The sequence below is a fragment of the Pigmentiphaga sp. NML030171 genome, from assembly GCF_002188635.1.
Lineage (GTDB): Bacteria > Pseudomonadota > Gammaproteobacteria > Burkholderiales > Burkholderiaceae_B > Pigmentiphaga > Pigmentiphaga daeguensis.
Window position 1 is genome coordinate 24328 of sequence record NZ_NINX01000019.1, and the last position, 23759, is coordinate 48086.

18 protein-coding genes are annotated in these 23759 nt (G+C 69.6%); 14 read left to right on the forward strand and 4 right to left on the reverse strand.

Annotation, left to right across the window (positions count from 1 at the left end):
• Position 1 precedes the first annotated feature (1 nt).
• Positions 2-1372, reverse strand: coding sequence for a Na+/H+ antiporter NhaA (nhaA, locus tag CDO46_RS04925; RefSeq protein ID WP_087837501.1), 1371 nt, complete (start codon positions 1370-1372; stop codon positions 2-4).
• Between the two features lie 132 nt (positions 1373-1504).
• Here nhaA and CDO46_RS04930 point away from each other — a divergent pair, with 132 nt between their 5' ends.
• The 4 genes from CDO46_RS04930 to wrbA all read left to right on the forward strand — a co-directional run bounded on the left by CDO46_RS04930 (position 1505) and on the right by wrbA (position 4857).
• Positions 1505-2536 carry an NAD(P)-dependent alcohol dehydrogenase gene (locus CDO46_RS04930; RefSeq protein WP_087837452.1) on the forward strand — a complete coding sequence of 344 codons (1032 nt, stop codon included), beginning with the start codon at positions 1505-1507 and terminating at the stop codon, positions 2534-2536.
• Positions 2533-3243 (forward strand): glutathione S-transferase, encoded by a 711-nt coding sequence (locus CDO46_RS04935; RefSeq protein WP_087837453.1) that lies wholly within the window; start codon positions 2533-2535, stop codon positions 3241-3243. The genes CDO46_RS04930 and CDO46_RS04935 overlap by 4 nt, the downstream gene beginning before the upstream one ends.
• Before the next feature lie 44 nt (positions 3244-3287).
• The gene (locus CDO46_RS04940) at positions 3288-4160 is read left to right on the forward strand and encodes a peptidoglycan DD-metalloendopeptidase family protein (protein ID WP_243724411.1); all 873 of its coding nucleotides are present in this window, start codon (positions 3288-3290) and stop codon (positions 4158-4160) included.
• A gap of 97 nt (positions 4161-4257) precedes the next feature.
• Entirely contained in the window at positions 4258-4857 is a 600-nt protein-coding gene (wrbA, locus tag CDO46_RS04945) for an NAD(P)H:quinone oxidoreductase (protein WP_087837454.1), read from the forward strand.
• Between the two features lie 37 nt (positions 4858-4894).
• On the opposite strand, the gene CDO46_RS04950 is transcribed toward wrbA, so the two are convergent.
• Both CDO46_RS04950 and CDO46_RS04955 read right to left on the reverse strand, forming a co-directional pair.
• The gene (locus tag CDO46_RS04950; RefSeq protein WP_087837455.1) at positions 4895-5287 is read right to left on the reverse strand and encodes a DUF4168 domain-containing protein; all 393 of its coding nucleotides are present in this window, start codon (positions 5285-5287) and stop codon (positions 4895-4897) included.
• 236 nt (positions 5288-5523) lie between these two features.
• A complete protein-coding gene (locus tag CDO46_RS04955; RefSeq protein WP_087837456.1) occupies positions 5524-6939 on the reverse strand; it encodes an MDR family MFS transporter in 1416 nt (471 codons plus the stop codon).
• Between the two features lie 287 nt (positions 6940-7226).
• Here CDO46_RS04955 and CDO46_RS04960 point away from each other — a divergent pair, with 287 nt between their 5' ends.
• The 10 genes from CDO46_RS04960 to CDO46_RS05005 all read left to right on the forward strand — a co-directional run bounded on the left by CDO46_RS04960 (position 7227) and on the right by CDO46_RS05005 (position 21168).
• Positions 7227-7685, forward strand: a complete 459-nt coding sequence (locus tag CDO46_RS04960; protein WP_087837457.1) for a DUF2501 domain-containing protein — start codon at positions 7227-7229, stop codon at positions 7683-7685.
• A 105-nt stretch (positions 7686-7790) separates the two neighbouring features.
• Positions 7791-9908, forward strand: a complete 2118-nt coding sequence (locus CDO46_RS04965) for a hypothetical protein (protein ID WP_087837458.1) — start codon at positions 7791-7793, stop codon at positions 9906-9908.
• A 123-nt stretch (positions 9909-10031) separates the two neighbouring features.
• Entirely contained in the window at positions 10032-11159 is a 1128-nt protein-coding gene (locus CDO46_RS04970) for an ABC transporter substrate-binding protein (RefSeq protein WP_165963054.1), read from the forward strand.
• Between the two features lie 76 nt (positions 11160-11235).
• On the forward strand, positions 11236-13116 hold the full coding sequence (locus CDO46_RS04975) for an ABC transporter permease (protein WP_087837460.1): 1881 nt from the start codon (positions 11236-11238) through the stop codon (positions 13114-13116).
• Between the two features lie 130 nt (positions 13117-13246).
• Positions 13247-14107 (forward strand): ABC transporter ATP-binding protein, encoded by an 861-nt coding sequence (locus CDO46_RS04980; RefSeq protein WP_087837461.1) that lies wholly within the window; start codon positions 13247-13249, stop codon positions 14105-14107.
• Positions 14091-14882 carry an ABC transporter ATP-binding protein gene (locus tag CDO46_RS04985; RefSeq protein ID WP_207958592.1) on the forward strand — a complete coding sequence of 264 codons (792 nt, stop codon included), beginning with the start codon at positions 14091-14093 and terminating at the stop codon, positions 14880-14882. Before CDO46_RS04980 ends, CDO46_RS04985 begins: the two co-directional genes overlap by 17 nt.
• Positions 14883-14884: 2 nt before the next feature.
• Positions 14885-16600 carry an FAD-binding protein gene (locus CDO46_RS04990; RefSeq protein ID WP_087837462.1) on the forward strand — a complete coding sequence of 572 codons (1716 nt, stop codon included), beginning with the start codon at positions 14885-14887 and terminating at the stop codon, positions 16598-16600.
• Positions 16597-16968, forward strand: a complete 372-nt coding sequence (locus CDO46_RS04995) for a 2Fe-2S iron-sulfur cluster-binding protein (protein ID WP_087837463.1) — start codon at positions 16597-16599, stop codon at positions 16966-16968. Before CDO46_RS04990 ends, CDO46_RS04995 begins: the two co-directional genes overlap by 4 nt.
• Positions 16958-17506: a winged helix DNA-binding protein gene (locus tag CDO46_RS05000; RefSeq protein WP_087837464.1), complete on the forward strand. Its 549-nt coding sequence runs from the start codon at positions 16958-16960 to the stop codon at positions 17504-17506. Before CDO46_RS04995 ends, CDO46_RS05000 begins: the two co-directional genes overlap by 11 nt.
• Entirely contained in the window at positions 17503-21168 is a 3666-nt protein-coding gene (locus CDO46_RS05005; RefSeq protein WP_087837465.1) for a hydantoinase B/oxoprolinase family protein, read from the forward strand. Before CDO46_RS05000 ends, CDO46_RS05005 begins: the two co-directional genes overlap by 4 nt.
• Positions 21169-21187: 19 nt before the next feature.
• Here the strand turns inward: CDO46_RS05005 and CDO46_RS05010 are convergent, their stop codons facing one another.
• Positions 21188-23569 (reverse strand): hypothetical protein, encoded by a 2382-nt coding sequence (locus CDO46_RS05010; protein ID WP_132979195.1) that lies wholly within the window; start codon positions 23567-23569, stop codon positions 21188-21190.
• Positions 23570-23759 lie beyond the last annotated feature (190 nt).

The following is a 23759-nucleotide window of genomic DNA, read 5'->3' on the forward strand; positions in this document are numbered from 1 at the left end:
TTCAGGATGCGCCCTCACCCTGCGGCCCCGCCTTGTGCCGTTGCCTGGCCGCCAGCACGGCGCCCCACGCCAGCCCCGCCGTGGCCGCCACGGCCGATGCCGTCAGCACGCCCAGCTTCGCCGCCCCCAGCAGACTTTCGTCGCCGAACGCCAGATTGGCGATGAAGATGGACATCGTGAAGCCTATGCCCGCCAGCAAGCCTACCAGCACGACCCCGCCCCATGTCGCGCCGGCAGGCAACCTGCACCATCCCAGACGGACCGCGATCCAGCTGGCAGCGACGACGCCCAGCGGCTTGCCGATCACCAGCGCCGCCGCCACGCCCAGCATGACGGCCTGCGACGAGGACACCGACAGGTCCACGCCGTCCAGCGTGACGCCGGCGTTGGCCAGGGCGAACAGGGGCATGACGACATAGGCCACCCACGGATGCAGGGCCATCTGCACGCGCGTCACGGGCGCGACCAGCTCGCGCTGCGCCCATCGCAGCCGCCGCGCCTGCGCCGCCGTGCCACCGGTATCGGCGGCGCCCTCGCGCACCAGGAAATCCGCCGCGCGGCGCACGATGTCCAGCGGATGCTCGTGGCGCGGCGCGGGCAGCACCGGCGTCATCAGCCCCAGCACGACCCCCGCCAGTGTGGGATGCGCGCCCGTCTGCAACAGGCCGATCCACAGCACCGCGCCGGGCAACACGTAGGCGTAGGCGGTCCCCACGCCCATCCGTTGCAGGGCCAGCACCATCACGATGCCCACGGCGGCCACGAGCAATCCGCTGAGGTCCAGCCCGCCGGAATAGAACATTGCGATGATCAGCACCGCGACGATGTCGTCGATGATCGCCAGCGCCAGCAGGAAGATGCGCACGCTGGCGGGAATGGACCGGCCCAGCAGCGCCAGCACGCCGACCGCGAACGCGATGTCGGTGGCGGTGGGCACGGCCCAGCCCTGGCTTTGCGGCGCCTGGCCGTTGAACGCAAGATAGATCAGCGCGGGCACCGCCACGCCGCCCAGGGCGGCCGCCAGCGGCAGCGCCGCCTGGGCCAGGCTGGCCAGCGCGCCCTCGTGGATCTCGCGCCGTATCTCCATCCCGACCACGAGGAAGAACACCGTCATCAACGCGTCGTTGATCCAGAAATGCAGCGACTGCGAGACGACGTGGCTGCCCAGGCCGAAAGTCAGCGGCGCATGCCACAGCGCGTGGTAGACGGAGGCGTAGGAGGAATTGGCCCAGACCAGGGCGGTGGCGGCGGCCGCCAGCAGCACGATGCCGCTGACGGCTTCGATGTGAAGAAATCTTTCCACCGCGAGCAGGGCTCGAGCGGCAAGATCCTGGGCGCGCGGAACGGGCCGGCGAGGGGCGTGTCGGTTCATCTGGATCATCCAAGAATCCCGCACCGGCGGCCCGACCGGTGCCCAGAACCTGCCCCCGCGTATACAGCGAGGACACCCGGCGTTATTTTATACGAACACGCGCCACATCCATCCTGCCCAGGAGAGTCCCTCATGAAAGCCGTTGTGCTCGGAGCCCCAGGCGGGCTCGACCATCTCCAGTTCGTCGACCTGCCCGACCCCGGATCCCCGGCGGCCGGGGAGATCCGCGTGCGCCTGCACGCGAGTTCCCTGAACTACCACGACTACCTCGTCGCCCTGCGCACGGACGAGCGCTACTTCGGCCGCATTCCGATGGCGGACGGCGCCGGCGTGGTCGAGGAGGTGGGCCCGGGGGTCGAGGAGTTCGCGGAAGGCGACCACGTGGTGTCCACTTTCTTCCCGCACTGGCTGGACGGCGAGGCGCGGGTGGGCAATTTCTCCACGGTTCCCGGCGACGGCGTGGACGGCTATGCGCGCGAGGCCATCGTCCGCCCGGCGACCTGGTTCACGCACGCTCCCCGCCATCTGGACCACGCCGAATCGGCCACGCTGACCACGGCCGGACTGACCGCCTGGCGCGCGCTGGTCGGCGACGGCCGGCTCAAGGCGGGCGACACGGTGCTGGCGCTGGGCACGGGCGGCGTCTCGATCTTCGCGCTGCAACTGGCCAAGGCCATGGGCGCGTCCGTCATCATCACCTCGTCGTCGGACGAGAAGCTGGCGCGCGCCCGCGCGCTCGGCGCCGACCACGTCATCAACTACCGCGACGATCCGCAGTGGGGCGACACGGTGCGCAAGCTTACCGGAGGCGGCGTGGACCACGTCATCGAGGTCGGCGGCCCGGGTACGCTGGCGCAATCCATCAAGGCGGTGCGCGTGGCGGGCCACATCTCGCTGATCGGCGTGCTGACCGGCGGCAGCGGCGAGATTCCCACGGCCGCGCTGATGGCCAAGCAGGCTCGCCTGCAAGGCCTGATCGTGGGCAGCCGCCGGCAGCAGCAGGAGATGGTGCGCGCCCTGGAGGCCATCGGCCTGCATCCCGTGATCGACCGTCGCTTCCCCCTCGAGAAGATCGCCGACGCCTTCCGCCACGAGGCCGCGCACGCCCATTTCGGCAAGATCTGCCTGGAGTTCCAGGCGCAAGACACGAAGGAGCCCGCATGACCTACGAGTTCTGGTACTGGAACGGCATACCCGGACGCGGCGAGTTCGTCCGCCTGGCGCTGGAAGCCGGCGGAATCCCCTACCGGGAATGCGCGCGCGAGCCGGGCGTCGATGCTTCGGACCTGGTGGCCGACATGCGCGCCGACCGCGACAGCCCTCCCTTCGCACCGCCGTACCTGGTCGCAGGAGACATGACGATCTCGCAAACGGCCAACATCCTGCTCTTCCTGGGAGAACGCCACGGCCTCGCGCCGAGCGACCTGGCGGGCCGGCTGTGGATCAACCAGATCCAGCTGACCATCGCCGACATGGTGGCCGAGGCCCATGACGTCCATCACCCCATCGCCTCCGGCCTGTATTACGAGGAGCAGAAGGCGGAAGCGCTGCGGCGCGCCAGCGATTTCCGCGCCCAGCGCATGCCCAAGTTCCTGGGCTACTTCGAACGCGTGCTGGCCCGCCGTGGCGACTGGATCGGCGGCGGCGGCCGCTGGACCTATGCCGACCTGTCGCTCTATCACCTGGTCGATGGCCTGCTGTATGCGTTCCCCCGGCGCATGACGACCCTGGCGCGCGACCATCCACGGGTGATGGCGCTGCACGCGCGCGTCGGCGGCCTGCCGGAACTCCAGGCCTACCTGGGCAGTGGACGGCGCCTGCCCTGGGGTGACGGCATCTTCCGCCACTACCGAGAACTCGACGGCGATTGAGGCGCGTTTGCGGAGAAACGGCGGCAGCCTGTACGCTTGGGGCGATGTCTTCTCCCGCCCTTCCCATGCCCGCCATGCTTGCCCGTTGCCTGCTGTGGACGGCCGCCCTGTGCGCCGCCTTGCCCGCCCATGCCGAAAGCTTCATCACCCGTCTTCTGAACAAGCCCGTGCCCGGCGGCGTGGCCGTGATTCCGCTGGGGGACGGCCCCGCCGCCCCCGTGGCCACCTATCTGGGCCGCAGGACGATGGTGCTGCGCGACGACGGCGGGCAGTGGATCGCCGTCGTCGGCATACCGCTCGGCACCAGGCCGGGCACGCAACGGCTGGCGGTGCAGGAGGAAGCGGGAACGCGCACGCTGGATTTCCAGGTGGGCAGCAAGACCTACGTCGCCCAGCACATCAAGCTCAAGAACAAGCGCCAGGTCAACCCGGACCCGGCCGACCTCGCGCGCATCGAGAAGGAAACCGCCGAACAACTGGCCGCCTACCGCGCCTTCCGCCCCCAGGGCCCCAGCAACGTCATGCTGGACCGCCCCGTTGCCGGCGGCCGGCTTTCCAGCCCCTTCGGCCTGCAACGCTTCTTCAACGGCGAACCCCGCAACCCCCATTCCGGCCTGGACTTCGCCGTGCCCGCGGGCACGCCGGTCAAGGCTCCCGCCGCGGGACGCGTGGTCCTGGTGGGCGACTACTTCTTCAATGGCAGGACGGTATTCGTGGACCATGGCCAGGGCTTCATCAGCATGTTCTGCCATCTGTCCGAGATCGGGGTGCGCGTGGGCCAGGAAGTGGCGCGCGGCGAGCAAGTCGGACGAGTCGGATCGACCGGCCGCGCCACCGGTCCCCACTTGCACTGGAACGTCAGCCTGAACGACGCGCGGGTGGACCCCGCCATCTTCATCGGCGCCTTCAAGCCCTGAGAAGGCGCAACACTTCATTACACATCTTCCGCTTGCGCGCCGGCCGGGCGTATGGGATGAATACCTGGATCGCCCACGCCGCGTCCAAGGAGGTTCCATGAGCAAGGTCCTGGTTCTCTATTACTCGTCATACGGCCACATCGAGAAAATGGCCGAGGCCGTCGCCGAGGGCGCGCGCAGCGCGGGCGCCCAGGTGGACATCAAGCGCGTGCCGGAAACCGTGCCGCCCGACGTCGCCAAGAATGCCCACTTCAAGCTGGACCAGGCGGCTCCCGTGGCCACGGTGGCCGATCTCGAGCACTACGACGCCATCGTCATCGGCACCGGCACGCGCTACGGGCGCATGTCCTCGCAGATGGCGGCCTTCCTGGACCAGACCGGCGGCCTGTGGGCGCGCGGAGCGCTGAACGGCAAGGTGGGGGCCGCGTTCACCTCCACCGCCACGCAGCATGGCGGCCAGGAGACGACATTGTTCTCCATCATCACCAACCTGCTGCATTTCGGCATGGTGGTGGTGGGCCTGCCGTACAGCTACCAGGGCCAGATGACCCTGACCGAGATCGTGGGAGGCGCGCCCTACGGCGCGACCACCATCGCGGGAGGCGACGGCTCGCGCCAGCCCTCGGCGGCAGACCTCGCCGGCGCGCGCTTCCAGGGCGAACTGGTGGCCCGCACCGCCAACAAGCTGTTCGGCTGATCGCGCGCGAACATCGCGGGCATGCGCCCGCGATGCCTTACTTGGCCATGTCGCGGGCGCGCTGGGCCAGGCTGGGATTCTGCTCGACGGCCTGGCCGATGCCGTTGAACTCGTCCACCGTCAGGCCTTCGCGGTGCACGGCGTCGACCATCTTGTCATCGGCCTCCTTGTGCACCTGCTGCTGCGACGCGGCGTCCGTCGCGGCGTTGAGCCGCGGCGTGTACTCCTGCGAAATCATGGCCACCTTCTGCGCGGCGCTCACGAACTTGCGCAGTTGATCGTCCGACACATTGGCCGCGGGCTGGGGCTGCGTGGGCATCGCGCCCTGCGCGGGATCCGGCGCGGGCGCCTGCTGCGGGGCCTGCGCCATCGCGGCCGACGCCATCGCGATCAGGCAGGCGCCCACGGCGGGGACATAGCTTCGTTTCATGGCAATCTCCAAATGGGGTTCCTGGTGCCACCATCCTGCCAAAACCAGGCCGGGCGCCGGGTTGCCGTATGTATGCGAGAAAGCGCCACGGGCCTCACAGGCCGTAACATCCACGCCCCGCGCGGCCGTCATCCTTGCCATGGACGAGCCCCGGGGTGCCGCCGCACCAGGGTCTGGGGCCGGCACCTTCCGACGCCCCCGGCGCCGATGCGGGCCGCCGGCCGCGATGCCGACGCTTACATCTTGGCGGCGGGACGGCTCGCGCGTCCCACGGTAGTGGGCGGTATCCAGACCGTGGCGGCCATGACCAGCAACGAGATGACCAGCACCGCCCAGAACGTCATGTGCAGGGAGTCCTGCATGGCGGCCTGGATGACGGGATTGGCGCCGGCGGATTCCAGCGCGCGCTTGAGCTGCTCCGAGGAGATGGGCGCATCGCTGGTGGCCCGGGCCAGTCCGAAGTTGAACACCGCGCCCAGCGCGGTCGCTCCCAGGGTGCTGCCCAGGTTGCGCGCGAAGATGTTGGAGGCGGTCGCGCTGCCGCGGTCGGACACGTCCACGATCTCCTGGATCAGCACCAGCGAGCAAACGCCCATGAAGCCCATGCCCAGGCCCACGATCAGCGAGCCCGCTCCCGCCAGCACCGGCGAATTGTCCGGCGACAGCAGCAGGAATGCGCAGGCCCCGATCGGCACCAGTATGCTGCCCAGGAGCAGCATGGGGCGCAGGCCGTAGCGGGGAAACGCCTTGGCCGCCACGGTGGACCCCAGCGGCCAGCCCACCATGATCATGGTCAGCGCCAGCCCCGCCACCACCGGCGTGCGGTGCTGCACGCTCTGCACGTACATGGGCAGGAAGGTCGTCAGCCCCATGATCACCATGCTTCCCAGCAGCATCGCCACGTTCGCCGCCGCCACCGGACGCCGGCTCCACAAGGCGAAGGACACCACGGGATGCTCGGCGCGCCGCTCCTGCAGCACGAACAGGACCAGGCAGACGACGAAGGCGCCGGCCGCCATCCACGCGCGCGAGGCCTGGCCGTCGCCGGCGTCGGTCAGGGCGATCATCAGTGCCGCCACGGTGGCCGTGAACAGCGCGGCGCCGGTCACGTCGATGGACATCGGCCGCCGCTCACGCTGTTCATGCAGGAAGAACACGAAGCCCGCCGTGGCCAGGAGGCCCAGCGGCACGTTCATCCAGAAGATCCAGGCCCACGAGAACTGGTGGATGATGAGCGCCCCCAGCATGGGGCCCAGCACGCCGGAAATCGCCCATACGCTGGCCAGGTATCCCTGGACCTTGCCGCGCTCGCGCACCGGATACAGGTCGGCCACGATGGTCATGCCCACCGGCTGTATCGCGCCCGCCCCTATGCCCTGGATGAGCCGGAAGACGATCATCGAGGGCATGGACCATGCGAAGCCCGCCAGTATCGAGCCCAGCAGGAACGCGGCGATGCCGGCCAGCATCATCGGCTTGCGGCCATAGATGTCGGAAAGCTTGCCGAACACCACGGTCATCGCGGTCTGGGTCAGGAGGAAGGACGCGAACACCCAGCTGTACAGCTTCAGTCCGCCCAAGTCCCCGGCTATCTGCGGCATGGCGGTCGCCACGATGGTGGCCTCGATGGCGATCATGAACATGGAGGCCATCACCGAGGCAATGACGAGGGGGCGCGAGGAACGTGATACGGCGGAAGACACGATGCGGAATCCGTTGCGTAAGAGGTGGCCCGGTCGGGCCCGACGAGTGTAGAGCACGAGGCTGGATCCCGGAAATGCGGCATGTCAGCCGCTTGTCAGGATCGTGATCGGCAACCCGTTGTCAGCAGCGGTATCGGCCATTGGTTCGCGTCGCCAACCTGGTATACGCTTGAGCAGCATCCGGCGAGCGGCCCCGGCCCTTCACCGGACCATCCAAGCCGTCAAGGAGATCAAACATGTCGACCGCTGCCCCCCGTCTTGCCGCCATCGCCCTGGGCCTGTTCCTGGGAGCCTCCACCGCCGCCCAGGCCCAGCTTCTGGATTCCGTCAAGGGCGCGCTGGGCGGCGGCGGCCAGCAATCGTCGGGCGGCGGAGGATCGCTGCTGGGCGGCCTGGGCGGCGCGTCCATGCCCTCGCTGGGTTCGGTCGGCACCGGCAACATCACGGGCATCCTGACCTATTGCGCGAAGAACAATTATCTCGGCGGCGGCGCGTCGTCCGTCAAGGACAAGCTGCTGGGCAAGCTGGGCGGCGAACAGCAGGCCCAGTCCGATCCCGGCTATCGCGAGGGACTGAGCGGCATCCTGGGCGGCAACAGCGGGCAGAAGATGGAGCTGGGAGGCGGCGGGCTCAAGCAGCAGATCACCGAAAAGGTCTGCGACCAGGTGCTGGAATACGGCCAGTCGCTGCTGTAGGGCCGGCACGAAAGGCCTGCTCCATGCCTTGACTCACGCCGAGGCACGAAAAATGCGGGAGGGCGCGGCACCATCCCGCATGACTCGTCCCGGAGCCGGCCGTCAATGGAACATGCCTGGCAATTCTTCCGCGCGGGCGGCGTCGATCAGGTATCGATCCGCTCGGGCGCCGATGTATGCCATCTCGATCAGCTGGATCAGAAATTATGGGTGGCGCTGGCCTGCCCCACGCGCGGCATCGAGTTCGACCCCCGCACCCTCGACCTGATCGATACCGATGCGGACGGCCGCATCCGCCCCCCCGAACTGCTGGCCGCGTGCCGGTGGACATGCGAGCGGCTGCGTGATCCGGACCGGCTGCTGCAAGGCGGCGACACGCTGGCGCTGGACGCCCTGTCCAACGGCGAAGCAGGCATACAACTGGCCGAGGAAGCCCGCCACATCCTGCAATTGCTGGGCAAGCCGGGCGATACCATCGGCCTGGCCGACGTCGCCGATCGCAGTCGCCTGCTCGCGGCCATGCGCTTCAACGGCGATGGCGTCATCACGGAAGACACGGCGGAAGCGCCCGCGGTCCGCGCCGCGATCCGCCGCATCATGGAGACCCATGGCGGCGTAGAGGGGCTGGACGGCAAGCCTGGCACGGACCGGGCGCGCGCCGACGCCTTCTTCGCCGAGGCCGCGGCGATCCGCCAATGGCGCGACAAGGTGTCGGGAGACCGCTCCGTCGTGCCGCTGGGCGACGACACCCCTGCGGCGATCCAGGCCGTGAACGCGGTACAGGCCAAGATCGAGGACTATTACGCGCGCTGCCGCCTGGCGGGCTACGACCGCCGGGCGGCTTCCGCACTGAACCCCTCGCAGGAGGAATACCGCAAGCTGTACGACGAGGCGCTGACCCTGGGTTCGGATCACATCGCCCGCCTGCCGCTGGCGGCCATCGCGGCCGATCGTCCGCTGCCGCTGCGCGACGGCGTCAATCCCGCCTGGGCGCAGGCACTCGAGACCTTCCGTACCCGTGCCGCGGAACCCCTGCTGGGCACGCCGCTCGACACCCTGCCGGAGCCGGCGTGGCGGCAGTTGATGGCGCGGCTGGAACCGGCCCGGAACTGGCTGGCCGCCAAGCCGCAGACACGGCTCGACGCCGTGGCCGTGGCCGACCTCATGGCCATGCTGGAGGACGGCACCGAAGCAGCGGTCAAATCCCTGCTCGACGCCGACGAGAAGATCGAGCCGCGCACCACGCGCATGGGCGATCTGGAAAAACTGCTGCGCTTCCAGCGCGACCTCGCGCACCTGCTCGACAACTTCGTCTCGTTCAAGGACTTCTACCGCCGCGAAGGCGCGATCTTCCAGGCCGGCACCCTGTACCTGGACGCGCGCAGCTGCGAGCTGACGGTGCGCGTCGAGGACGCGGCCCGCCATGCGGCCCTGGCTGGCCTGGCCAAGGCCTACCTCGTCTACTGCGATTGCCGCCGCCAGGCGGAGAAAATCACCATCGTCGCGGCGGTCACGGCCGGCGACGTGGACTTTCTTTTCGTCGGCCGCAACGGCGTGTTCTACGACCGCCAGGGCCGCGACTGGGACGCCACCATCGTCAAGATCATCGAGAACCCCACCAGCATCGCGCAGGCCTTCTTCTCTCCGTACAAGAAGTTCGTACGCATGATCGAGGAACAGGTCGCCAGGCGCGCCGCCGCCAGCGACGAGGCGGCGCAGGGCAAGCTGGGCTCGCTCGCGGCCAACCTGGTCACCGCCGACAGGAAGGACGGGACGGCACGGCCAGCCACGCCGGGCAAGGTCGACGTGGGCACCGTGGCCGCGCTGGGCGTCGCGCTCGGCAGCATCAGCACGGTCCTGGTGGCGGTCTTCACCAAGTTCGTGGACCTGGGCTGGTGGATACCGGTGGCGCTGCTGGGCATCGTCCTGAGCATCTCCGGCCCCAGCGTGCTCATCGCCTGGCTCAAGCTGCGCCAGCGCAGCCTGGGCCCGCTGCTGGACGCCAGCGGCTGGGCCATCAATGGCCGCATGAAGATCAACGTCAAGCTGGGCGGCTCGCTCTCCCGCATGGCGCGCATCCCGCCGGACGCGGGACGCAACCTGCGCGATCCCTTCGCCGAGCGGCACGGCAAGGCCTGGGGCCTGGCCATCGTCCTGGCCCTGGTCGCGCTGGCCTGGCTGGCCTGGCGCGCGGGACTGCTGGATACGGTCCCGGCGATATAAGCTTATTAGTAACAATACGTTGATGTTTTATTGACGAAAGCATAACGTTTACCTCCATCCACAGCCCCGCCGGCCTTCGCGCCGCCGCGGAGCCGTTCCTCCACCATCGACCCGAGAACCGACGTGCCGACGCGACTCCCCTTCCGCCGCCTGCTGGCGGCCACCGCTGCCTCCGGCCTGTTGTCCGCCCCCGCCCTGGCCGCGGAACCGCCGATCACCGTCGGCCTGTTCACCCACTTGTCCGGCAACTTCGCCGAATACGGCGCGAGCTTCAAGAACGCCATCGAGCTCTATCTGGACAAGGTCAATGCCGACGGCGGCATCAATGGCCGCCCGATCAGGCTGGTGGTCGAGGACGACCGCAATTCGCCGCAGGAAGCCGCCACCGTGGCGCGCAAGATCGTGGCCACGCCCGGCGTGGTGCTGGCCATCGGTTCCTGGTCGACCACGGCGTCGCTGGCGGCGGCGCCCATCTTCACCGAGGCGAAGATCGCGCAGATCAGCCCCACCTCGTCGCACCCGGACTTCAGCAAGCAGAGCCCGTATCAGTTCCGGCAGAACAATACCGACGACGTGCTGGCCCAGTACAACGCCGACACCATCCACAAGCAGCTCAAGGCCAACCGCATCGTCATCCCGTACTCGCAGGACGACTGGGGCCTGTTCACCGTCAAGGCCACCTCGGCCGCCATCGAGAAGGACGGCGGCAAGGTGCTGCTGACCGAGGCCGTGATGCCCAACGCCCGGGACTTCCGGCCGCTGGTCAGCAAGATCAAGTCGCTCAAGCCCGACGGCGTCTTCCTGGCCCTGCCCTACCAGGAAGCCTCGATCTTCATCCAGCAGCTGCGCCAAGCCGGCGTCGACATTCCGGTGGGCGGCGGCGTGCCGCTGACCTCGCCCAAGTTCATCGAACTGGCGGGCAAGGCCGCCGAGGGCGTGGTCGTCCACAGCATCTTCTTCGCCGGCGATCCGTCCAAGAAGGCCTTCGTCGACGCCTACCGCGCCAAGTACAACCGTACGCCCGACCAGTTCGCCGCGCTGGCCTACGACGCAGCCGGCGTGGGCGTGGCCGCCATCCGCCGCGTCGTGCAATCGGGCAAGCCGCTGACCGGGCAGAGCGTGCGCGACGAACTGGCGGGCGGCCCCGCCTACGAGGGCGTCACCGGCGTGACCAAGTACGAGAACGGCAACGTCCGCAAGGCGCCCACTTTCCTGGTGATACGCAACGGCGAATTCCAACTGAACAAGTAATTTCCTTCAGCGCCTGCCGCCGGCCCGCCTCACGGCGCGGCCGGCGCAGCCTTTTCCGGCCACCGCACTCATTCCCATGCTCGAATTATTCGCCAGCCAGATTCTGAACGGCCTGGCCATCGGCCAGGTCTACGCCCTGATCGCGCTCGGCTTCTCGCTGGTGTTCGGCGTCTCCAATCTCATCAATTTCGCGCAGGGCGCGCTGTTCATGCTGGGCGCCTTCATCGCCTTCACCGGCGTGGCCGTGCTGCAACTGCCGCTGCCGGTCGCGGCCACCGGTTCGGTGCTGATCGTCGCGCTGCTGGGCATGCTGCTCGAACGGGTGGCGCTGCGGCCGCTGGAGAACGCGCCGTACATCGCCCCGGTGCTGTCCACGCTGGCGATCAGCCTCATCATCGAACAACTGGCCGAGATCATCTGGTCTCCCGAGAGCCAGTCCTTCCCGGTGTCGTTCGACGAAGCCACCTACTACTTCGGCAACGCCTACATCACCAGCACCGACCTGCTGATCTTCGGCTTCGGCGCGCTGGCCACGCTGGCCCTGACGCTGTTCCTGTCGCGCTCGTGGTGGGGCCGCGCGCTGCGCGCCACCGCGCAGGATCGCGACGCGGCGGCACAACTGGGCGTGCGCACCGGCAGCGTGCGGCAACTGGCCTTCGCCCTGGCTGGCGCCCTGGGCGCCTTGAGCGGCGTGCTGGTCGCGCTGTATTTCAAGAGCGTATTCCCGCAGATGGGGCTGCCCTTCGGCCTGAAGGGCTTCGCCGCGGCGCTGCTGGGCGGGCTTACCAGCACGCCGGGAGCGGTGCTGGGCGGCCTGCTGCTGGGCGTGGTCGAGACGCTGGCCAGCGCCTACGTCGGCGAAGGATCGCGCGACCTGGTGGCGTTCTGCCTGGTGCTGGTCTTCCTGGTGTTCCGGCCGCACGGGCTGCTGGGCGACCGTCGCCTGGACGCGCTGGGCGGCGCCAGCGGCGCGGCGGGCGCCATGCCGACCACCAGCGTGCTGGCCTCGTTCTCCAGCCAGCGCGGCGCCGTGCGCGCCTGGGAACTCCCGCCCTGGGGCTTCCTGGCGGCAGCAGCCGTGCTGGCGCTGCTGCCGGCGCTCACGCAGAACGCCTATTTTCTGCAGGCCGTGGTCTACGCCATGATCTTCGCCCTGCTGGTGGCCAGCGTCACGCTGGTCTCCGGGGCGCTGGGCGTGCTGTCCATCGGACATACGGCCTTCTACGGCGTGGGCGCCTACGCGGTCGGGCTGCTGGCCCGCAATGCCGGCTGGCCGGCCGAGGCCGCGCTGATCGGCGCCGCCGCGGCCACCGCCTGTGTGGCGGTGGTGGCTGCCCTGCCGCTGCTCAAGCTCAGCGGCCACACGGCCGCGCTGGGCACGCTGGCCGTCGGGCAGATCGGCTATCTGGTGTTCATGAGCTGGCTGGACGTCACGCGCGGCCCCATGGGGTTCATCGGCATCCCGGCGCCCAGGCTGGCGCTGCTGGGCGGACTGCCGCTGCCGAGCCTGGCCGGCAAGTTCTGGCTGGTCGCGGCCGTGGCCGGGATCGCCCTGTTCCTGGCGCAGCGCCTATTGGACTCCGGCGTGGGCCGGGCCTGGCGCGGCATACGCGAGGACCGGCTGGCGGCGCATACCGCCGGACTGCCGGTGCGCCGCTACCTGCTCGTGGGCTTCGCGTGTTCCGGCCTGCTGGCGGGCCTGGCGGGCGGCCTGTTCGCCTACGTGCAGAGCGTGGTCAGCCCCGAGAGCTTCACCGTCAGCGCCTCCATCCTGCTGTTGACCATCGCGGTGCTGGGGGGGCTGGGCAACCTGACCGGCGCGGCGCTGGCCGGCTTCGCGCTGACCCTGCTGCCGGAACTGCTGCGGCCCTTCGCCGAATGGCGCATGGTCGCCTACGGCCTGGCGCTGCTGATCATGCTGCGCCTGCGTCCGCATGGCCTCCTCGGAGCAAGATGAAACCCACCCCCTACGCGCTACGCGCGCCCCCTCAAGGGGGCGGCACTGGCGGACCGGCAAAGCCGGATCCGCTGTGTCCTCGATCGAAACACGCGTCGCAACGGACTCCTCTTTGCCATGAACGACTGATATGACGACTCGCGATGAACAACGAGGACTGCGGGTGGAGCGCCTGAGCCGCCATTTCCGCGGCGTCAAGGCGGTGGACGATGTCAGCTTCGCCGTCGCCCCGGGCCAGACCGTGGCGCTGGTGGGCCCCAACGGCGCCGGCAAGTCGACCCTGATCCAGTTGCTGAGCGGAGTCGAGAAACCTTCGTCGGGACATGTCTTCCTGGATGGCCGCCGCATCGACGGACTGGCCCCCGAGCACATCGCCCGGCTGGGCCTGGGCCGCAGCTTCCAGACCTCGCGCGTGTTCCCCGCCCTGAGCGTATGGGACAGCGTGATGCTGGGCACCCAGGCCGGGCTGCTCGGCCGCGCGGGGTCCGCGCGGCTGGTCGATCCGCTGACTGAGATCGCCGGCGAACTGCTCGGCCTGCCCGTCTGGCGCCGCCGCCGGGCCGAGGCAGAGGAACGCGCCCGCGCGGCCCTGCAACGCTTCGGCGAACGGCTCTGGCCGCGGCGCGACCAGCCGGCCTACAGTCTTTCGTACGCGAACCGCCGGCGCCTGGAACTGGCGCGCGTGCTGGCTGCCCGGCCGCGCTTCGTGCTGTTCGACGAACCGGCCGCCGGCATGAACCCCAGCGAAACCGCCGAACTCACCGATCTGTTGCTCGCGCTGCGCGCGGAACAGCCGCAGCTCGGCATCCTGGTCGTCGAGCACAAGCTGTCCCTGGTCCGGCGCATCGCCGACCAGGCCATCGTCCTCAATCAGGGGCGGATACTGGCCACCGGCACCCCGGCCGAGGCGCTGGACCATCCCGAAGTCGTCGAAGCCTACCTCGGCCGCGCGCGCAGGCGGCCGGTCAACTCGGATGCCCATCTTGGCTGAGCTGCCCTCTTCCTCCCCCCTGCTGCAACTGGACGCGGTCGACGTGCACTACGGCGCCGTCCAGGCCCTGTTCGGCGTCAGCCTGCGTGTCCAGGCCGGAGAAGTGGTCTCCGTGCTGGGCGGCAACGCGTCGGGCAAGTCCACGACCCTCAAGTCGGTGCTGGGCCTGGCCCGCCCGTCCAACGGACGCGTCCTGCTGGACGGCCGCGAGATCCAGGGCCTGGCGCCCGCCGAGGTCATCGGGCTGGGCGTGGCCAGCGTACCCGAGGGGCGCCGTGTGTTTCCGGACATGACGGTGCGCGAAAACCTGCTGCTGGGGGCCTACCCGCGGCGCCACGACAAGTCCGCCGTGGCCGCCGACCTCGACGAGGTGTTCCAGGCCTTCCCGCGCCTGGCCGAGCGCCGGGGCCAGCTGGCCGGCACGCTGTCGGGCGGGGAACAGCAGATGCTGGCCCTGGGCCGGGCGTGGCTGCGGCGCGGGCGCCTGGTCTGCATCGACGAGCCGTCGATGGGCCTGTCGCCGAAATTCGTCGATGCGGTCTACGAGGTGCTGTTCCGCTGGAAGGCGTCCGGCCAGACCATCCTGCTGGTGGAACAGAACGCCCGCATCGCGCTGGAGCTGGCCGACCGGGCCTATGTGCTGCAGCACGGCCACGTGGTGCTGCAAGGCAATGCCGCCGATCTCGCGGCGGACCCCGCCGTGCAGCAGGCCTACCTGGGCGCGGAAGCCCCGGCCCGCGAATTGGAGGGGGCGCTGGCCCCCAACGGAGAATGAACATGTCCCATCCCACCCTGCACACGCTGGAAACCGACGTGCTGGTGATAGGCGCCGGCGGTGCCGGCATGAGCGCGGCCATCGCCGCCTCGCAGGCCGGCAAGCGGGCCCTGCTGGCCGACCGCAGCCTGATCGGGCGCGGCGGCGCCACCATCATGGCCCAGATGACCGTGGCCGCCGCCCTGGGCGAACAAGGGCCGGACCACTGGCAGCATCACCTGCGCGACACGCTGACGGCGGGCCGCGGCCTGTGCAGCGAACCCCTGGCCCGGCTGCTGTGCGAGGAAGGCGTGGACGCGATCCGCCTGCTGGACCGCTGGGGCGTGGGCTGGGCCCGCGACGGCGAGCGGATGGCACAGACCCGGGCCCCCGGCCACGACCGCCCCCGCTGCGTCTACGTCGACTACCTGAACACCGGCCCCGCGGTGGCCAAGACCCTGCGCGCGCAGGCCGCGCGCGAGCCCGGCGTGCGGCGCGTGGGCGACCTGCTGGTGGTGGAACTGCTGCGCAAGGACGGCCGCGTCACCGGCGCCGTGGCGCTGCACCTGGGCTCCGGCGACCCGGTCCTGATACGGGCCGGCGCCACCATCATCGCCACCGGCGGCCTGACGCGCCTGTACCGCCGCAACAGCGCCTCGCTCAACATGGGCGGCGACGGTTTCGCGCTGGCCCTGCGCGCGGGCGCCCGGCTGATCGACATGGAGTTCGTGCAGTTCTTCCCCATCGGCCACCTGGCGCCGCGCCTGGTCGGCTTCGACCCCATCATGTGGGATCCCTTCCGCTACAAGCTGGGCGGCAAGCTGCTGAACAACCAGGGAGAGGAATTCGTCGAACGCTACGGCAACGCCGCCGAAGGCCAGGGCTACACCACCACCCGCGACGCCGCGACCTACGCCATCCTGAAGGAGGTCGAGGCCGGCCGCGGCACGCCGGCCGGCGGCGCGTGGCTGAGCTTCCGTCACGTGCCGGAAGACACGCTGCGCGCGGCGTTCGGCCCCATCATCAACAAGCTGGCCAAGGCCGGCATCGATCTGACGAAGCAGATGATAGAAGTGGCGCCCATCGCCCACTATCACATGGGCGGCATCCGGGTGAACACCGACCTCGCCACCGACGTGCCCGGCCTGTATGCCGCGGGCGAGGCCGTGGGCGGCGCCAACGGCGCGAACCGGCTGTCGGGCAACGCCATCACCGAGGCGATCGCCTTCGGACTGCGGGCCGGCCGCGCCGCGGCCGCCGACTGCCCGGAGCCGCCCTCGCTGGAAGCACTCGAGGCCCTGGCCCGCCCCTGGCTGCAACGGCTCGCGCCGCGCCACGGCGAGCCGGACGCGCTCAATGCCGCGTCCCTGATCGAGGAATTGCAGGCGCTCATGCAGGCGCACGTCGGCCCCTTCCGCACCGAGGCGGGCCTGCGGCAGGCTCTGGACGGGCTGGACGCATTGCGGACACGGGCCGGCAGCGACCTGCCGGGCGGCGGGCCGCAGGACCCGGTGCGGCTGGACACGCTGGACCTGCGCAACATGCTGCTGGTGGCCGAGGCCGTGACCCGCTGCGCGCTGGCGCGGCGCGAGAGCCGCGGCGCGCACCAGCGCGAAGACCATCCCGGGCAGGAAGACGCCTGGACGCTGAACCAGACCATCGCCTGGCGCGACGGCCAATGGACGCTGGCCACCCAGCCCGTCCAGCGCCTCGAGGCCACGCAGGAGGACATCGCATGACATCGACCAACGACTCCATCCGCCTGAAGATCCAGCGCGCCGGCGCCGGCACCGAGGCCCGCGTCGTCGAATACGACGTACCTCCCCAGGCTGCCGCGTCGCTGCTGGACGCGCTGCGCTGGGTGCGCGCGCACCAGGACGATACGCTGGCTTTCCGCTATGCCTGCATCAACGCCAATGCCTGCAAGGAATGCATGATGCGCCTGGACGGCAAGGTCGTGTACGCCTGTCTGGCCAAGCTCGAGCCGGGCACCTCGCACACGGTCGAACCCCTGCCGAACAAGCCGCTGGTACGCGATCTCGTGACCGAGATCGCGCCGCCCAAGGAACGCCTGTTCGCCGGCGAGGGCGACGACGATGACGAATGACGGCCGGCGCCCGGACGCGTCGGACGAGGCCGGCGAACGTCTGCGCATCCTGTCCTCGGCGCACCTGGCCACGGGTCCGCATGCCGAGCTGTCCGAGCTCGAGTTCGGGTTGATCATCGCCCACAATGCGTTCAGCCGCTGGATCGTGCGCTGCATGGCGGCGGCCGGCGCGGCCGACCTCGCGGTCACGGACGTGCTGGTGCTGCACCACGTCCACCATCGGAAGCGGGGCAAGAAACTGGCCGACATCTGCTTCACCCTGAACTACGAAGACACGCACGTCATCAACTACTCGCTGAAGAAACTGGCTGGCATGGGCCTGGTGCGCGGCGAAAAAAGCGGCAAGGAAGTGCTCTACGCCACCACCGGGGAAGGCGCGGCGCTGATCGATCGCTTCCGCGCCGTCCGGGGCCGCTGCCTGCTTGCCAGCGTCGAAGGCGAACTGGCCGACGGCGCCTCCCTGTCCGACGTGGCCCGGCGCCTGCGCATGCTGTCGGGCCTTTATGACCAGGCCGCCCGCGCGGCCTCATCGCTATGAATACAACCTCCTCTTCCCCCGCCGACGATGCCCGTTGGGAATTCTGGATAGACCGCGGCGGCACCTTCACCGACGTGATCGGACGCCGCCCCGACGGCTCGCTGGCGACGGCCAAGCTGCTTTCCGAGAACCCCGGACGCTACGACGATGCCGCCGTCGAAGGCATACGACGCCTGCTGGGGCTGGCTCCCGGCGAACCGGTACCCGCCGATCGCATCGAGGTCGTACGCATGGGCACCACGGTCGCCACCAACGCGCTGCTGGAACGCAAGGGCGAACGCGTGTTGCTGGCCGTCACCCGGGGCTTTCGCGACGCCTTGCGCATCGCCTACCAGAACCGGCCGCGCCTGTTCGACCGCGAGATCGTCCTGCCCGAACAGCTCGCCAGCCTCGTGGTCGAGATCGATGAGCGCCTGGCCGCCGACGGCGCCATCGTCGCCGAACTGGACGAGGCGCAGGCCCGGTCGGCCCTGGCCGAAGGCCGGGCGCAGGGCTACCAGTCCATCGCCATCGCGCTCATGCACGGTTACCGCAACCCGGCGCACGAACTGCGGCTGGCGGCGATCGCGCGTGAACTCGGCTATGCGCAGGTCTCCGCCTCGCACGCCGTCTCGCCGCTGATCCGCTTCGTCGCGCGCGGCGATACCACCGTGGTCGACGCCTATCTGTCGCCCGTGCTGCGCCGCTACGTGGACCGTGTATCGTCCGCCCTGCCCGGCGTGCGCCTGCAGTTCATGCAATCGAGCGGCGGCCTGACCGACGCCCGCGCCTTCCAGGGCAAGGACTCCGTGCTGTCCGGCCCCGCCGGCGGCATCGTCGGCATGGCCGGCGTGTCGGCCGCCGCCGGCTTCGACCGCATCATCGGCTTCGACATGGGCGGCACCTCGACCGACGTATCCCACTATGCCGGCGAATACGAACGTACCTTCGACACGCTGGTGGCGGGCGTGCGGCTGCGCGCGCCCATGATGAGCATCCACACGGTGGCCGCCGGCGGCGGATCCATCCTGCGCTTTGACGGCACGCGGCTGCGCGTGGGCCCCGAATCGGCCGGCGCCGATCCCGGGCCCGCCTGCTACCGGCGCGGCGGACCACTGACCGTCACCGACGCCAACGTCATGCTGGGCCGCATCCAGCCTGCGCACTTTCCCGCCGTGTTCGGTCCCGGTGGCGACCAGCCGCTGGATGCCGACGTGGTCCGCGCGCGCTTCGCCGAACTGGCCGGCGAAGTCGAGCGCGGCACCGGCCGCGCCACCACGCCCGAGGCGCTGGCGCACGGCTTCCTGGAGATCGCGGTCACCAACATGGCCAACGCGATCAAGCTGATTTCCGTGCAGCGCGGCTACGACATCACCCGCTACACCCTGACCACCTTCGGCGGCGCGGGCGGCCAGCATGCCTGCGCCGTCGCGGACGCGCTGGCCATGCCGCGCGTGCTGATCCATCCGCTGGCCGGCGTGCTGTCCGCCTACGGCATGGGCCTGGCCGTCGCCACCGCCGTGCGGGAACGCTCGGTGGAGCGCCGCTTCGACGACGACGGCCGCGCCGAGGCGCGCCGGGTGCTGGACGAACTGGGCGCCGCGGCCAAGGGCGAACTCCAGGCCCAGGGCTGCGAGGCGGCCGACATCCGGATCGCCGAGCGAGCCTATCTGCGCTACGAGGGTACCGACACCGCGCTGCCGGTGCCGCTGGGCGAGACCTCGGACATGCTGGCCGAATTCGAGCGCGCCTATCGCCAGCGCTTCGCCTTCCTGATGCCCGGCCGCGCGCTGGTGATCGATTCCGTGATGGCCGAGGCCACCGCCGGGCAAGGCCCCCAGAGCGCGCGCGCCGCCTGGTTCGGCCGCCCCGCGCGCGAGGCCGGCACGCAACTGCAGGCCCGCGACAGCGTCGCCATCCATGCCGGCGCATGGCAGGACAGCCCCCTTTACGCCGCCGCCGACCTGCGGGCCGGCGACGTCATCGCCGGCCCCGCCATCATCACCGATGCCAACGCCACCACCGTGGTCGATCCCGGCTGGCGGGCCACCGCGACCGCGAACGGCGACATCGTGCTCGAACGCGCCCAGCCCCGGCCCCAGCGCCGCGCCGTCGGCACCGAGGCGGATCCGGTGATGCTGGAGATCTTCAACAACCTGTTCATGTCCATCGCCGAGCAGATGGGCTGGCGCCTGCAGAACACCGCGCACTCGGTCAACATCAAGGAACGCCTGGATTTCTCGTGCGCGATCTTCGACGCACAGGGCGACCTCGTCGCCAACGCCCCCCACATCCCGGTGCACCTGGGGTCCATGGGCGCCAGCGTCCGGGCCGTCATCGACAGTACCCAGGGCACGCTGCGGCCCGGCGACGCCTACGTGCTCAACGACCCCTACGCCGGCGGCACCCATCTGCCCGACGTCACGGTCATCACCCCCATCTTCGACGAGGCCGGCACCCGCGTGCTGTTCTACGTGGGCTCGCGCGGCCATCACGCCGACATCGGCGGCCTGACGCCCGGCTCCATGCCGCCCGACTCGCGCACCATCGACGACGAGGGCGTGCTCATCACCAGCTTCCTGCTGGTGCGCGACGGACATCTGCGCGAGGCCGAGATGCGGCAGTTGCTGGCCGGCGCGCGGCATCCCGCGCGCAACATCGACCAGAACATCGCCGACTTGCGCGCCCAGGTGGCCGCCAACGAGAAAGGCCGCGAGGAACTCATGGCCATGGTGCGCTACTTCGGCCTGGACGTCGTGCAGGCATACATGGGCCACGTGCAGGACAACGCCGAGGAATCCGTGCGCCGGGCCATCAGCCGCCTGCGCGACGGGAGTTTCGCGGTATCGCTGGACAACGGCGCGCAGGTGCGCGTGGCGGTCACCGTGGACCACGCCACCCGCAGTGCCACGCTGGATTTCACCGGCACGTCCAGGCAGTTGCCCAACAATTTCAACGCGCCGCGCGCCGTTACCTCGGCCGCCGTGCTGTACGTGTTCCGCACGCTGCTGGACGAGGACATTCCCATGAACGCGGGCGGCCTGAAGCCGCTCACCATCGTGGTCCCCGAAGGTTCGATGCTGAACCCGCGCTATCCGGCCGCCGTGGTGGCCGGCAACGTCGAAACCTCCACCTGCGTGACCAATGCGCTGTACGGCGCGCTGGGCATCATGGCCAGCAGCCAGCCGACCATGAACAACCTGACCTTCGGCAACGCCCGCCACCAGTACTACGAAACCATCTCCGGCGGCTCGGGCGCGGGCGGCCGCTTCGATGAAAACGGCAGCCTGGCCGGCGGCTTCGATGGCACATCGGTCGTGCAGACTCACATGACCAATTCGCGCCTGACCGATCCGGAGGTACTGGAACTGCGTTTCCCGGTGCGGCTGGAACGCTACGAGATCCGACACGGTTCGGGCGGCGACGGACGCTGGCGCGGCGGCGACGGCGGCGTGCGCACGCTGCGGTTCCTGGAACCCATGACGGTATCGCTGCTGGCCAACGGCTGGCACCATCCGGCCTTCGGCCTGTGCGGCGGGCAACCCGGCGCGCCCGGACTGGCTCGCGTGCTGCGCGCCGACGGACGGATCGAGCCGCTGGACCACGCGGATCGGGCCGAACTGCGGGCGGGCGACCGGGTGGAGATCGAAACGCCCGGCGGCGGAGGCTACGGGCCCGCGTGACGGCCAGGGGCCGCCGGCCTCATCCTCCCTGGCACGTCGAGTAGATGCTGGCCAACTCCCTCGTCACGAGCGCCTGCCAGCGCATGATGATGTAGCCGCAGACGGCCGACGAATGGATCCCCTCGCACGGCCAGTTCAACGGCAACGTGCCGCCATCGGCCTTGGCGATGCTGTTGCCGCCGCCGTCGCTCTGGTTGGCGGTGGTGGCCGCGTCGCGCGCCGCCCGGTCGAACTGGTCCGCCTGCTCGCGCAGCATGGCGGCCGTTCCGCCCCCGGCCTTTACCTTGGCCAGGGTCGACGCCACGTTGATCTCCAGGATTTCCTTGCGGGTGTCGGCCAGCATGGGCGTGGTATAGGGGCGTAGCTGGGGCGCCAGGTGCGCCATGGTTCCCGTGCAGCGCCCCCCTTGCGCGCCGGCCGTGGCACGCGCGGCCGCCGCGCCGGCCACCGGGCCGGCCCCTTCCCCCTGGCGCACGGCCTGGGGCCGCGGCTGGATCTTCGGGGCGGGTCCATCCGGCAGCGCCAGCTTCACCACCTGTCCGCCTGGCGTGGTCACGCTGGCGTTGCGCAGTTCCAGGTAATCCTCGTCGATCGCGCGCAGGTCGCCCGTCATGCTCATTTCCTTCGCGTCGGCGAACTGCCGGGCCTGCGCCGGCGGCAGCGGCACCGAGACCTGCACGTTGCGCCAGGTGCCGATGAACATGCCCCGGTCGGCGTCGTAGTCCCGCAGCGCGACCTTCATCGTATGTGGCATGGTCAGCGTGGCCAGCCGCTTCTGGTACTCGGCCGAGGTCTCGAACTTGTCCTTCTTCAAGGCGGCCAGGAACGCCGTGGTCGCCTTGCCGGCGCCGTCGTCGTAGGCGAGGCGCCAGAGACGCGAGCGCCAGCTGAATGACTGGCCGGTCAGCAGGTCCTGCTGGATGATGTACCCCGCCTGGAACCGGCCGGGCGGCAGGGTGCGCAGCAACTGGCCCGTCTTCGTGTCGAACAACTGCGCCGGTATCTGGGACTCGGTCGCATACGACGTCACCAGCACCTGGTCCGGGTGGCCCGGCAGCTCCTGGAACACGCCGGAGAACGACCGGTCCTGTGGAGACCTGCGGTGCAGCGTCTGCAACGTGATGCGGCGCTGCCACGTCGACGGATCCATGACGTCGACCTTGCCGGTCTGCTCATCGTGCAGGTAGGCGATCTCCCCCCAGCCCATCAGCCGCTTGTTGCCGTTGCTGACGCGCACCATCGAACAATCGGGCAGACTCACCCTGACGGGCGGCTGTGCCGTCAGGATATTGCCCCGCTTGTCGGCATACGGTATCCCGGCGACATGGCCGGGCAGCTCGCACAGCATCTTCCCCTGGGCCACGTCCCACACCCTCAGCCGATGCGACGGGTTATCCCATTCCCCGATCTCGGAGTAGGCATACGGCGTGTTGCCTATCCATTGATAGCCGAGACGCTTGTACTGCTCCGCCGGACGCCGGTCGTCGCCGCGGAACTCGCCGGTCTTGACGCCATTGACGTAATAGCTGACCACGCCATCCTTGTGGGCGAGGAATTCCTGCCGGCCCTTGTCGTCGATGCGGGCAGCGCAAGCCTCGGCATCGTCCACCGACACGCCGCCCAGGTCGACTCCCCTGGCGTCGTAGTAGCTCACCCCCAGGCAGCGCAGTCCCTTGTCGGAATCGCTCATCCGCAAGTGCTGGACGATGTAGCGGCCGCCCACCTCCTTCGACCACGGAAAGTACGCGCTCGGCGGCAACGTGCGCAGCGAATTGCCTTGCAGGTCGACCACTTCGGAACCGTTCTTCAGGCCGCTTACCAGCAGCGCCTCGTTGCCGACGAAGGCCAGCGAGCGGGAAGACTGGCCGGGCGGCACGCGGGTCGGCACCACCCTGTCCTTGCCCGATGCCGTATCGCGCAGCATGATCCGCCCGTCCGTTGCCTCGAAGGCCAGCCAGGCGCCGTCGGGGGAGATACTGATGGTGGTGCGCGCCGTGATGTCGAAATCCGGCCGCGCGTTGCCGGTTTCCTGCATGCCGAGCAGGCTTTTGTGAATCACGATGCGGTCCTGGTACTCGGGCGGCGGCGCCAGCGCCCGCAGGGCCCGCTCCTGTTCCTGCCTGGCCGCTTCCCGCTGCTCCCGCTGCCGGGCCGCCGCCTCGCGTTCCCGCTGCGCCTGCAGCTCCTGCTCGCGGCGCGCGTTCTCGGCGGCACGCTGCTCCTCCTCTTCCTGCCGCCGCTGATCCTCGGCGAGGGCCCGGCCGGTCTGCTCGATGATCTGGCCGAGCTGGCGGAACAGCGCGCCGGAATCTGCCGCCCGGGCCGGCGCCAGGCCGCCCGCGCAGGCAAGCGCGACCAAACCGCCCAGCATGCGAGAGCGGCAAGAAGAAGTGATATCCATGATGTGACTCTGCCAGCAGGAAAATCCCAAGCACGGGCAGCAACTGTCCCCCTTGTCTCAGGATATCGTCATGGCAGAACCATCACATCACTCAAATGGGGCATCCGCGGCCATGAGGACGAGCCACGAAGCCAAATCCTATTGCCACGTTTCGTTTAATCAATTGGCGAAATATGGAAGCGCCCACTAT

Excerpts from the sequence above, each read along its gene's own strand:
- CDO46_RS04930 (WP_087837452.1), top strand. The coding sequence starts at position 1,505 with ATGAAAGCCGTTGTGCTCGGAGCCCCAGGCGGGCTCGACCATCTCCAG.
- CDO46_RS05000 (WP_087837464.1), top strand. The coding sequence starts at position 16,958 with ATGACGAATGACGGCCGGCGCCCGGACGCGTCGGACGAGGCCGGCGAA.
- CDO46_RS04935 (WP_087837453.1), top strand. The coding sequence starts at position 2,533 with ATGACCTACGAGTTCTGGTACTGGAACGGCATACCCGGACGCGGCGAG.
- CDO46_RS05010 (WP_132979195.1), bottom strand. The coding sequence starts at position 23,569 with ATGGATATCACTTCTTCTTGCCGCTCTCGCATGCTGGGCGGTTTGGTC.
- wrbA (WP_087837454.1), top strand. The coding sequence starts at position 4,258 with ATGAGCAAGGTCCTGGTTCTCTATTACTCGTCATACGGCCACATCGAG.
- CDO46_RS04995 (WP_087837463.1), top strand. The coding sequence starts at position 16,597 with ATGACATCGACCAACGACTCCATCCGCCTGAAGATCCAGCGCGCCGGC.
- CDO46_RS05005 (WP_087837465.1), top strand. The coding sequence starts at position 17,503 with ATGAATACAACCTCCTCTTCCCCCGCCGACGATGCCCGTTGGGAATTC.
- CDO46_RS04975 (WP_087837460.1), top strand. The coding sequence starts at position 11,236 with ATGCTCGAATTATTCGCCAGCCAGATTCTGAACGGCCTGGCCATCGGC.
- CDO46_RS04985 (WP_207958592.1), top strand. The coding sequence starts at position 14,091 with ATGCCCATCTTGGCTGAGCTGCCCTCTTCCTCCCCCCTGCTGCAACTG.
- CDO46_RS04950 (WP_087837455.1), bottom strand. The coding sequence starts at position 5,287 with ATGAAACGAAGCTATGTCCCCGCCGTGGGCGCCTGCCTGATCGCGATG.
- CDO46_RS04990 (WP_087837462.1), top strand. The coding sequence starts at position 14,885 with ATGTCCCATCCCACCCTGCACACGCTGGAAACCGACGTGCTGGTGATA.
- CDO46_RS04940 (WP_243724411.1), top strand. The coding sequence starts at position 3,288 with ATGTCTTCTCCCGCCCTTCCCATGCCCGCCATGCTTGCCCGTTGCCTG.
- CDO46_RS04965 (WP_087837458.1), top strand. The coding sequence starts at position 7,791 with ATGGAACATGCCTGGCAATTCTTCCGCGCGGGCGGCGTCGATCAGGTA.
- CDO46_RS04980 (WP_087837461.1), top strand. The coding sequence starts at position 13,247 with ATGACGACTCGCGATGAACAACGAGGACTGCGGGTGGAGCGCCTGAGC.
- CDO46_RS04955 (WP_087837456.1), bottom strand. The coding sequence starts at position 6,939 with ATGGCCTCCATGTTCATGATCGCCATCGAGGCCACCATCGTGGCGACC.
- nhaA (WP_087837501.1), bottom strand. The coding sequence starts at position 1,372 with ATGAACCGACACGCCCCTCGCCGGCCCGTTCCGCGCGCCCAGGATCTT.
- CDO46_RS04960 (WP_087837457.1), top strand. The coding sequence starts at position 7,227 with ATGTCGACCGCTGCCCCCCGTCTTGCCGCCATCGCCCTGGGCCTGTTC.